The organism is Paenibacillus sp. CF095, assembly GCF_900101225.1.
Lineage (GTDB): Bacteria > Bacillota > Bacilli > Paenibacillales > Paenibacillaceae > Paenibacillus.
In genome coordinates, this window is sequence record NZ_FMZN01000001.1 from 1,798,208 (window position 1) to 1,809,496 (window position 11,289).

12 protein-coding genes are annotated in these 11,289 nt (G+C 42.3%); 2 read left to right on the forward strand and 10 right to left on the reverse strand.

The features are described 5' to 3' along the window. Positions 1–19 precede the first annotated feature (19 nt). Positions 20–793 (forward strand): helix-turn-helix transcriptional regulator, encoded by a 774-nt coding sequence (locus BLS69_RS07870; RefSeq protein WP_091030098.1) that lies wholly within the window; start codon positions 20–22, stop codon positions 791–793. Between the two features lie 197 nt (positions 794–990). On the opposite strand, the gene BLS69_RS07875 is transcribed toward BLS69_RS07870, so the two are convergent. From BLS69_RS07875 to BLS69_RS07895, 5 genes are all read right to left on the reverse strand, one after another. Beyond that, entirely contained in the window at positions 991–1,959 is a 969-nt protein-coding gene (locus BLS69_RS07875; protein ID WP_091030101.1) for an ROK family protein, read from the reverse strand. A 259-nt stretch (positions 1,960–2,218) separates the two neighbouring features. Next, the gene (locus tag BLS69_RS07880; RefSeq protein ID WP_091030103.1) at positions 2,219–3,172 is read right to left on the reverse strand and encodes an alpha/beta hydrolase; all 954 of its coding nucleotides are present in this window, start codon (positions 3,170–3,172) and stop codon (positions 2,219–2,221) included. Positions 3,173–3,229: 57 nt separating this feature from the next. Continuing rightward, a complete protein-coding gene (locus BLS69_RS07885; protein WP_091030105.1) occupies positions 3,230–4,282 on the reverse strand; it encodes an LLM class flavin-dependent oxidoreductase in 1,053 nt (350 codons plus the stop codon). A gap of 29 nt (positions 4,283–4,311) precedes the next feature. After that, positions 4,312–5,181 carry an NAD(P)-dependent oxidoreductase gene (locus BLS69_RS07890; RefSeq protein ID WP_091030107.1) on the reverse strand — a complete coding sequence of 290 codons (870 nt, stop codon included), beginning with the start codon at positions 5,179–5,181 and terminating at the stop codon, positions 4,312–4,314. 160 nt (positions 5,182–5,341) lie between these two features. Next, positions 5,342–5,926 (reverse strand): TetR/AcrR family transcriptional regulator, encoded by a 585-nt coding sequence (locus BLS69_RS07895; protein WP_240768019.1) that lies wholly within the window; start codon positions 5,924–5,926, stop codon positions 5,342–5,344. A 153-nt stretch (positions 5,927–6,079) separates the two neighbouring features. Between BLS69_RS07895 and BLS69_RS07900 the strand changes: the two genes are divergently transcribed. Continuing rightward, on the forward strand, positions 6,080–6,565 hold the full coding sequence (locus BLS69_RS07900) for a hypothetical protein (protein WP_091030109.1): 486 nt from the start codon (positions 6,080–6,082) through the stop codon (positions 6,563–6,565). Between the two features lie 165 nt (positions 6,566–6,730). On the opposite strand, the gene BLS69_RS07905 is transcribed toward BLS69_RS07900, so the two are convergent. The 5 genes from BLS69_RS07905 to BLS69_RS07925 all read right to left on the reverse strand — a co-directional run bounded on the left by BLS69_RS07905 (position 6,731) and on the right by BLS69_RS07925 (position 11,153). Further along, positions 6,731–7,903: an MFS transporter gene (locus BLS69_RS07905; RefSeq protein ID WP_091030110.1), complete on the reverse strand. Its 1,173-nt coding sequence runs from the start codon at positions 7,901–7,903 to the stop codon at positions 6,731–6,733. A gap of 24 nt (positions 7,904–7,927) precedes the next feature. Further along, a complete protein-coding gene (locus tag BLS69_RS07910; protein ID WP_091030113.1) occupies positions 7,928–8,746 on the reverse strand; it encodes a MerR family transcriptional regulator in 819 nt (272 codons plus the stop codon). A gap of 253 nt (positions 8,747–8,999) precedes the next feature. Then, a complete protein-coding gene (arsC, locus tag BLS69_RS07915) occupies positions 9,000–9,419 on the reverse strand; it encodes an arsenate reductase (thioredoxin) (protein WP_091030114.1) in 420 nt (139 codons plus the stop codon). 38 nt (positions 9,420–9,457) lie between these two features. Next, the gene (locus tag BLS69_RS07920) at positions 9,458–10,753 is read right to left on the reverse strand and encodes an arsenic transporter (RefSeq protein ID WP_091034885.1); all 1,296 of its coding nucleotides are present in this window, start codon (positions 10,751–10,753) and stop codon (positions 9,458–9,460) included. 73 nt (positions 10,754–10,826) lie between these two features. Next, positions 10,827–11,153, reverse strand: coding sequence for an ArsR/SmtB family transcription factor (locus BLS69_RS07925; RefSeq protein WP_091030116.1), 327 nt, complete (start codon positions 11,151–11,153; stop codon positions 10,827–10,829). Positions 11,154–11,289 lie beyond the last annotated feature (136 nt).

Below are 11,289 nucleotides of genomic sequence, written 5' to 3' on the forward strand. Positions count from 1 at the left end.
AAGAGAAAGGAGAAGAACCATGACCTCTATTTTTTACGTGGAATGTGACGCGGTACATCAGAACCATTTTGTTTTTGATATCCCTGAAGGGCATGATGCCTGGCTATTGGTCATTACAAAGACCCCTGCCCAGTTTTGGGTTGATGGACAACTTAAGGATTACCCGGCTCATTGTGCCGTACTTTTCAAACCGTATCAAAAAATATATTATCGGGCTTGTTCAGAACGCTATATTAATGATTGGATTCGTTTTGAAAGTGATGAAACGTTTGTAACCGATACCTCCCTTCCGTCAGGCACACCTTTCCCGCTGGATGATCCGGAATATTGTCATAAGCTGTTCCAATTGCTTGTTGCAGAGCATTCTTTTCAGAACGATTACCGGGAATCGACCATCAATTGCCTGCTGCGAACCTTGTTCAATAAATTGCTTGAGTCTTGTGTCCAAGTGGATATTAGTCCTCAGCACTATCCCTTGTTGAAGCTTCGAACGGCAATTCATAACCATCCAAGCCATCCTTGGACAATAACAGAAATGGCGAAGACCATAAACGTCAGTCCGGGATACCTGCAATTGATGTACAAGAAATCCTTTGGTCTCTCGTGTATGGAGGATGTTATTCATAGCCGAATACGTTTGGCCAAAGAATATCTCAGACATCACACATATACGGTTGCAGAGATTGCCGATCGATGCGGTTACCGTAATGTCGAGCATTTTTGCAGGCAATTCAAAAAAATGACCGGTTCCTCGCCTAAACAGTTTCATAAACGACATGAAGAGCCCGGCTGACATAACAGAATGGAGAGATAAATCTCACTCATCCACTCTGTCCAATGGGCGTTTACACATAACCTAGTCGTCCAATTGATATAAACGTCATCGAGCTTGTTAGCGTTCTCTGCTGTCATTTTAAGTTAAGGTTTTAGACTGTATGTTGCAATGACATATTCTCAAGCATAATTGATCAATTATCATATTGTGATACTTTATAATGATATTTTGTTTTTGGCATATGCAGCCGCACCAATCATTCCTGCTTGCCCACCTAATTTCGCTTGCACTATTTTACATGCACGGGATGAAAGCTTTAACGCATGTTTCTCAACAGTCTCACGTACTGTATTCAGTAATCGATCACCCGCTGCCGACATTCCTCCACCAACAATAATTACTTCTGGATTGAACATATTGATTACATTGGAAAGACCAAACCCGAGAATCTTTCCGGTCTCATGCATAACCTCAATAGCAAGTGAATCCCCAAGATCATATGCTTCCGAGATCATACGTGCAGTAATTGTCGTGCAATCCTCCCCTACCCATTCCAGAATCATACTTGATCGGCCTTCCTCCAGCTTGTCTGTAAAGGTTTTGACGATTCCTATCGCAGACACGTATCTCCCCAGACAGCCCGAACTTCCACAACGACAAGGCCGGCCCTCCCGGTACATATTCATATGACCGAGTTCGCCTGCACTTGATGTAGTACCGTAGAGAACCTTTCCGTTATTAACAATACCAGATCCCAGACCGGTACCTAACGTAATCAATATCAGGTTTTTATAGTCGGTGCCTGCACCAAACTGCCATTCACCATACAGATTTACACGAACATCATTGTCGATGTAAACGGGAAATTCAAAATGATTTTTCATATAGTTCACGACATGGATGTTTTCCCAGTCTGAAAAATTAGGTGAAAATATGGATAGTCCCTGCTCCGGATCTAATAATCCAGGAATGCCCATACCCATGCACAGAATAGAAGCTGGCTGGATTCCCTCGGAAGATAGCATCTCTTGAATAATGTCTACGATTCGGTTTAATACATGAAACGGTCCTTTTGCTGCCTCTGTTAGGTCGCTTCTTTCGTGAATTTTTTGAAACTCCAGGTTGAAAATGGAGGACTTAATATTGGTTCCACCCAAGTCAATTCCAATTATGTATTTTCGCATAATAATCTCCGCTCTCATTTATTTGGATACCGAGGAACGTTACCCTACTTGATTCACTGGATCATCCAACTCTACATATGCTCAAGCTGCTCCATAACTCAATCATCTTGTCAGAGTGACTCACTATAGTATAGGTTCAGAGCTCGAAATTGAACAAGCGCCTCCAGACAAAAAGAAGCCACTACATTAGTGACTTCTTGGGACATAAAGTTTACAATTATCAATTTACTTTAAGTGTAAGGTTCCGATGCACTACTCCTTATTCAAGGGTTCTATTGGGATGAAGTGAACGAGCCATTGCATCCATATAACCCTGAACAGCGCGCTGACTCACTTCTGTTTCTGGAGCAAGAATTTCGAAAAGGTGGAAGCAACCTGGATAGAGATTAAATTCTACATCCACACCTGCTTGTGCTAGTCTTGCCACATACTCCATCGTCTCGTCCCGGAATAGATCGAGCTGACCTACACAAGTATAGGCTGGCGGCAATCCGGCCAAGTTCTCTGCTCTCGAAGGTACTGCATAAGAAGAACTTCCATTGACATCGTTCTCCTCACCAAGGTACATTTTCCAAGCAGCCACGTTGTCCGTTCGGTTCCAGATTGAACCCTCTTCTGTAATCTCATGACTAGATGGCGTGATGTTGCGATTATCTAACATCGGGTACAATGGCATTTGGAAGATAATAGACGGACCTCCTTTATCACGTGCCATCAGCGCGAGTGCTGCTGTCAGTCCTCCACCACCGCTAGCACCGGCAATTGCAACCCGATTCACATCAATACCAAGCATTTCTGCTTCCTCCGTCATCCATACCAATCCAGCATAACAATCTTCAATCCCCGCAGGATAAGGATGCTCAGGAGCGAGCCTATAATCGACTGATACGACAATACATTCTGCTGTCTGAACAAAACGTTCGCACAATTTGTCGTCCATATCGGGATGTCCTAACACGTACCCACCCCCATGAATCCATAACATGGCTGGTAGTAAATCATTCGTTCGTTCGGCCGGCTCATAAATTTTGACCAGCATCTCACCTCCATCCCTCGGAATTTTCCGACTAGTTGTGTTTACATGCTCTGAATTTTTCACCGATGCAGCCGATACTAAGTTTCTGCTCCACTCTAAATTTTTCTCCAACTCAAACCCTGGAAATTGTGAATAAACCTCTCTTAATTCTGGTAATATACGTTTCTCAATACTCATGATAATTCCTCCAAATATAATAATGAATTCGATCGTGTACGTTTTTTCAGTTAATTCTTATCTCATTTCAGCTTCCCACTTGGAAATTTCCTCTCGTACTCGCGGTGCAACCTCTTTACCGAGCAATTCTATAGCCCGCATTACCAACTCATGTGGCATCGTGCTTAAGGGAACATACATCATGAAACGTGTAATTCCTACATGCTTGCGCAGATGAATGATTTTTTGAGCAACAGTTTCTGGATCCCCTACATACAACGCACCATCAGAGCTGCGGGCAGCGTCATAGCTGGAACGATCGTAATATGCCCACCCCCGCTCTTTGCCGAGTTTATTCATGCCGTACTGAGTGGACGGGAAAAAGAGTTCTGCGGCTTTTTCCGTATCTTCTGCAACAAATCCGATTGAATGTGAACCTACCCGAAGCTGTGATACATCATGACCAGCATGAGTTGCCGCCTTTTTATACAGTTCTACAAGTGGCGCGAATTTCGTTGGATTACCCCCGATAATTGCCAGAACTAGTGGCAGACCTAGAATTCCAGCACGTATGGCAGACTCCTGAGTACCTCCGCTACCAATCCATACAGGGATGGAATCCTGAACAGGACGCGGGTATACCCCCAGATTATGTATCGCTGGTCGATGGCCTCCACTCCAAGTTACTTTCTCGGATTCCCGTAATTTAAGAAGCAGTTCAATATTTTCATTAAATAAATCCTCGTAGTCATGCAGGTCATAACCAAACAGTGGAAAGGACTCAATGAAGGAACCCCGACCCGCTATAATCTCGGCACGTCCATTGGAGAGACCGTCAAGCGTGGCAAAATCCTGAAACACACGGACAGGATCTGCTGAAGAAAGCACCGTCACAGCACTTGTCAATCGAATCCGTTTTGTGAGGGGCGCCGCAGCGGACAACACCATTGCTGGTGAAGATGCTGCATAATCATCACGATGATGTTCACCTATGCCAAACACATCAAGTCCTACCTGATCTGCAAGGACAATTTCTTCCACAACTTCTCGCAATCGCTGAGCGTGACTCATCACAACTCCGGTCTTCGTATCAGGTTTTGTTTCTACGAATGAAGTAACACCTATTTCCATAATTAATCTCTCCTTATATTTTTCTTTCTTTAAGAGGAATGCTCAAGACAACGGATTAAAGCCGTCCAATCCAACTCACCATAACCATGGGTAATTCCTTCAGAGAGGTGTTGATGAATAAGCTGACCTAAAGGAAGTGGAGCTTGAACTGACTTGGCTGCCTCGATAGCTAATGCAACCTCCTTTAACCCAAGCTTCATTTTAAAACCGGCTGGTTCAAAGCGCTGTTCAGTCATGATCGCGCCATAGTTCTGATATACCGGAGATTGAAAAAGAGCATTCACAACATCCATATATCGGGACGGCTTAATGCCGTGCTTTTCAACCATGAGCTGCGCTTCCGACAAAGCTTCCAGCATTGAAGCAATCAGAAAGTTAACGCCTATTTTGACAATGTTACCTTCTTCGCCATGATCTCCAATCTCAAATATCTCTTGACTTAGTGCTGTTAACATGGGAAGTACTCGTTGTCTTGCATGTTCCGGACCAGCTAAAATAATGCGCAATGTAGCTGCTTTCGCGGCATCCGGACGACCCATTACGGTGGCAGACACAAAGTGCTGGTGTCTCTCCGCATGCAAAGCGGATAATTTCCGAGCCAGATCTACGCTGATCGTACTGGCAGATACGTGAATTCCATTTTCAGATAATCCGTTCAGAACGCCAGTTGGTCCCTCAACAATCTCTCTCAAAGCAGCATCATCAGATAACATGGTAATTACAAGATTGCTTTCTTTCGCTGCCTCTAGTGGTGTTTGGACATACCGTGCTCCCTGTTTTATTAATGGTTCAGCTTTTTCAGGGGTCCGATTAAAGATGACTACGTCATAACCCGCTTTCAACAGGTTTTGTGCCATTGGAAGGCCCATATTTCCAAGTCCAATAAACGATACCTTCATTGGTTGCATCTCCTTATTGTTGATGGATTGTTTCGATAACGGAATGAATGTTCCAGAATGATCAAAAAAAATTATGGTCTTACAGATACTCTTCAAATGGAACCTTCAAAATATGAGGACTATAATAACGGAACAATCATTCCAATATTGCCAAAAAAAATTATATCCCTGCAATTACAAAGCTAATCATCTCTTTTGCACGTTCTGGATTTTGACCTGTTTTGGCCATAATATTTATGCTTTGATGTAAATTCAGCAATAAATAAGACAATGTTTTGATATCTGTTGTTTTATCTATCTCTCCCGATTGTTGGCCCTTCTCCAAAAGCTCGCAAAATGCTTGTTCCAAATCCGAAAAACTAGTCTGTATCAAGACATTTATCTGTTCATCTGGTGACTCCAATGTTGTAGCTGTATTCGTTACAAAACATCCGCCCGGTAGGCTCGTATCGTATGCTGAAGCAATATGATATTCAAAAAATTGAAGAATTCCATCTCTTACGTTTGATGCTTGTTCAAGAATGGTCTGCTTATTGGAACTCCCTTTTTTATAATGCTCCAGGGCATCTCTGTACAAGGTTTGCTTGTCGGAAAACGTATCATAAAGGCTGGATCGGCTAATGCCCATCACTTCCAGTAAATCCGGTATGCTAGCAGCCTCGTATCCTTTTTTCCAAAACAACAGCATTGCTTCGTGTAACGCTTGATTTTTGTCAAATTCTTTAGTCCTGGCGATAAGTAACACCTCCCGTTTCAGAAATATAACATATCTGAACCGATCAGTCCAGAAAAGAATTTCGCAGATCGTCGATCCTTATTGAAAATTTATCCATTAAAGAAATATATATGATATATTTGACAGGTAACTTAAAACATATTGAGGAAAAGAGGATGTTCTATGAAAAAAGTCTTTTTATCTTGCCTTGCCATGTTTATGTTTTTGATTTCATTTTCACCCGCAACTTCCGCTGCCAGTGGAGATCGACTGATTTATGACATTATGTATAATGTCGCAGGTGGAGGGTTAGTGTCAAACAATAACAGGTTCTCGTTTCAATTTGATAATTATGGGGATGCACAGATCTGGGACGTCAAGTCACGTAAAATGATATGGCACAGCAACACTAAAGACACAAGAATACATAAACTCCAGATTAATTATTTCAGCGGAAAGTTGGTCATATCAGATCCGCAAAACACACCTTATTGGACATCGGATAACCTGGCGTGGGCTAAGGAATGGTACGGAGCAGACAATGTGCCAGCCAATCTTAGAGGCAATGTGCTGATCATGCAAACTGACGGCAATCTGGTGCTGTACAACAATGAAAATCCGGCCTTGGGCTGGTATCCTGTCTGGGCTTCGAATACAGGTGGACATTAAAACATATAACAGTAATTTGTTAATGGATTCATACTCTATTCTGTCATGATGATGTAATGTGATTCTCATTATTACTTTGTTAAACGCCAAAAAGATCTCTTCTGCAGTGAATGCTGAAGAGATCTTTTTTTATTTTACATATAACGGTCAATTGCAACTCAAAAATTAAACTGGATCTGGCGTTCCAATCCTGATTCTCGATTTCTTAAATAGTAAGATGGCAAGAAGTAAAGCAATGCTTACAGCGGCAAAACCCAACCAATTCAAATACAGGACAGATGTACGACTGATCACAAGTCCACCTAATCCAGATCCCAATGCAAAACCAAATTGGATAAACGACGTATTTACGCTAAGGGCAATGTCAGGATTACGAGGTGCCAGTGTAACCAGATATAGTTGCTGGGCCGGAGATATACTCCACGTTGCTAACATAAAAATCATTAAAATGAAGATTAAAATCATAAGATTGATACCCGCTAGAGCAAACAAAAGAAGAGTTACGCCTTGTAACAGAAGGCCTAGACAAATTGTAAACTTTGATCCCTTTGCATCTGCCAATTGTCCCCCCACTTTTGATCCGACAAAGCTGCAAATTCCCGCGAGAAACAGAACACCGCTTATCTCGGTCATGGAAAGAGAAGACGTAGCTTGTAAGAAAGGCGTAATGTACGTGAACAGTGTCGAATAGCCGCCGATATACAATAACGTAATAAGCAAGGCAGTCAGAATGAGTGGATTTTTCAAAATGGAGAGCTGCATTCTGAGGGTGATCTTTTCTTCCTCTTTGATTGCCGGAACCTTTTTGTAGATAATAAGTAATGGAAGAACACTTAACAATCCAATGATTACAAATAGAACTCTCCATCCAAACATTTCACTAAAAAATGTGCCCAATGGGACACCGAGCACTAGCGAACTGCTTAGCCCCATCAAAATGATGCCGATGGCATTGCCCCTTTTTTCTTTTTCAACCAGTCGTGTCGATACGGCCATCGCTACTACGGTAGCGATTCCTCCGCTCGCCCCTTGAATAATTCGCACCCATAGTAATGTTTCGTAAGAAAGGTTTACAAGCATAAGTCCGTTACTGGCTATAAACACACTGAGGGTGGACACCAGTAACTTCTTGCGTTCTATATTTATTGTAAATGCAATGAGAATCGGGGCGATAATGGCCGCTGCTAGAGCAAACACAGTCACCAGCAAACCCACTTCGGAAGTAGATACGCTTAAGTCTGCTGCGATCATTTCAATGACTCCTGTAATAATGTATTCAATGGTTCCGATCAGAAAAACAGCCAATGCCAAGATATATATGATCCATTTATTTTTCACTTTACTCCACTCCATCTTCTTCAGTTATCTATTTAGTATTGGAATTTGTATTTCTATGAATTGTGCATCTTGTTCTTGTGATAAGGGTAAATATAGTTCCCTACCAGCTCCGTTCTCCTTGATCTGATAGTTATTCTTCTCAATCCATGTAGCTAGATGAACACAGGCTTTACAGGCAAATGTGGCATTGGAACGATAAGCTATGGTGGCCATCATGGGTTCAGCAGGAAGAGTCCGCAATTGAAATGGGTCGGGAGGTGATCGCAGCTCACTGGTTAAGAAGTAACCTATCTCAAACTCGAACTCTTCCTCTTGTCCAGCGATTTCTCTCCACAAAACAACCTGTGGTCCGTGGATTAGTTGGCGCATTTCTTTTGTTAATGACTGATCAAACTGATGAAATAAACTCGGGATCTCCTCTTCCCTCCCGCACCCTGTCTGAAAAAGAAACTGCCGAGCACCTTCCTCTTTGATTCGTATTTCTTGCTCGGTTTCGACATGCCCCTCTTCCTCTATAAGCTGCATGCGTTCCTCAATTCGGACGAGTTTAGCTTGTTCCGTATCGATAATCTGCTGAATTTCGCTTCTTTTAAGCTTAAACATGCCTTGAATATTCTCCAATGTAATATGTTCCTGTAACAGCTGTGTGATTTGTGGCAACGTAAACCCCAATTCTTTATAAATGAAGATTCGGTTGAGCTCGAGAAGCTGATCTGCGGAATAGTAACGGTAACCCGTATCTTGATCTACCTTTCTCGGCTTAAGTATGCCAATCTGGTCATAATAACGCAGTGTTTTTAATGAGACCCTGCTTAACCTGGAAAACGCACTGATTTTGAACAATATATCATCTCCAATCAATTAACATAATGCGAGTATATAGTTTCCCGTACAGGGGAAAGTCAAGGGTATATATGCTTCTCACTTTTATAGGTAAAATCAAATACCGTCCTTGTCATCACTCTATGTTGCTGTTATGGGTAAGTCAAAGAACCGTTTTTGAATGAAACGTTCATTTTTTTTGAACAAAAAAAATACCACTCATCGTGGCATTCTCTCGGTATTCATTAAATTGTCCTGCTCAGGCAGGTTTGTACTATTTTCCAGTTTCAGCAAATGTTTTAATGCGTTCCCCGATCTGGTCACGAACCCTTTGGAATACGGCCCATTTCTCTTCATCTGACCCTTGCGCTTTGGCAGGATCATCAAATCCCCAGTGTTCCCGCTTCACATGTGGAGGCGTCATTGGACATTTATCTGCGGCATCCCCACACAACGTGACTACGAAATCAGCATTGTTCAACAACTCTGAATCAATGATGTCCGAGGTTTGAGTCGAAATATCCAGATCAACTTCGTTCATGGCTGCAACCGCTTTTGGATTCAGACCGTGCGCCTCAATTCCTGCACTATAGATATTCCAGTCCTCACTCAGATATTTCTTGGCCCAGCCTTCGGCCATTTGACTCCGGCAAGAATTACCTGTGCATAGGAAGTACATTGTTTTTTTACTCATGTTCATCGTCTCCTCGTTACTTGAATTATAGATTGCTTTTATAAAATGCTTAACCACAGATACAGACCCACTAGCGTAATAAACAGAGTCGGAATCGTGATTATGATACCTGTCTTGAAGTAAGTACCCCATGAGATTTTGACACCTTTCGTGCTAAGCACATGAAGCCAGAGCAGCGTCGCCAGTGAACCAATCGGGGTAATCTTGGGACCCAAGTCTGATCCAATAATATTGGCGTAAATGAGCGCCTCCCGAACCGTTCCTGTAGCCGTTGTTGCATCAATGGCAAGCGCATCAATTAACACGGTAGGCATATTGTTCATCAGGGATGAAATGATTGCCGCGATAAAGCCCATACCCATTGTTGCAGCAAACAATCCTTGATCAGCCACAGCCTGAATGACTACGGCCAGCAGATCGGTCAAACCTACGTTACGTAGACCATAAATCACGACATACATACCGATGGAGAAAAATACGATGGCCCAAGGTGCTTCTTTGACAACTAATGCAGTCGGTACAGCAGAACTCCGGGAAGCCATGATCAGGAAGAATATCGCGACGATACCTGCCACAAGAGATACGGGAATTCCGATAAATTCACTGGTAAAGTATCCAATGAGAAGAACCCCTAATACCACCCATGACAACCGAAACATCTTCATATCCTTAATGGCAGTTACCGGAGGTTTTAATTCACTGGCATCAAATCGTTTGGGAATACTCTTGCGGAAAAAGAGATACAGTACACCGATACTCGCCGCCAGTGAGAACAGATTTGGAACAAACATCCTTCCTGCGTACTCCATAAACGTAATACCAAAGAAATCGGCAGACACAATGTTGACCAGGTTACTTACAACCAGCGGCAATGAAGTTGTATCCGCAATAAATCCGCTGGCGATAATGAATGGAAATACTTTTTTCTCATCGAAATTCAGTGCACGTACCATGGCTAGAACAATCGGTGTCAGAATCAGTGCGCCCCCGTCATTGGCAAAGAAGGCAGAAACCACCGCTCCCAGGATGGAGACGTAAACAAACATCCGTACACCATTGCCATGAGCGGCTTTGGCCATATGTAAGGCAGCCCATTCAAAAAAGCCGATACGATCCAGAATTAATGAGATCAGAATGATTGCGACAAAAGCAAGCGTGGCATTCCATACGATTTGTGTCACATCCCATACATCTTCCAAATTGACCACACCCACAAGTAAAGCAAGGATTGCTCCTCCGCAAGCAGACCAACCAATGGACAGGTTTTTAGGCTGCCAAATAACGAGTACAAGTGTAATCAAAAAGATGATGCAGGCTAACAGCGTAGAAAACAAAACCATACACCCCTTTCCAGTTCGACTTAATTTATATTTGTATATAATGATATGCTTATATATTAATCAAAAATTAATTACATACTGAAGTAAAGTTTTCTTTATTTAACGATTTAAGAATAGTTGCTGTATCTGGCATCAATTCCAGGACAGATGTAATATAGGGTGTATTCTCTACATTTAGAGAGTAGTATACCCACTGACCACGTTTATTCTCTTTAACCAAGCCTTGATCCTTCAACTTGCGCAAATGTTGACTAATTCCAGGTTGTGACATGTCTAAAATCTCTACAAATTCACACACGCACCATTCACGTTCTTTGAGGAGTGTAAGGATCGTAAGGCGTGTTTTATCACCCAGCAATTTAAGCTTATCCGCTACCTCTTGCATAGAATCCATAGCACTTCCTCCTTCAATCCATATAAGTGTATGCTTATATTATAATAGCAAAAAAATGAAGTCAATGTTTACTTGATGATTAAGCCCAAAAAGCGTTGGTTCGAATTCGAATCAACGCTTTTTGGAATTTATGATC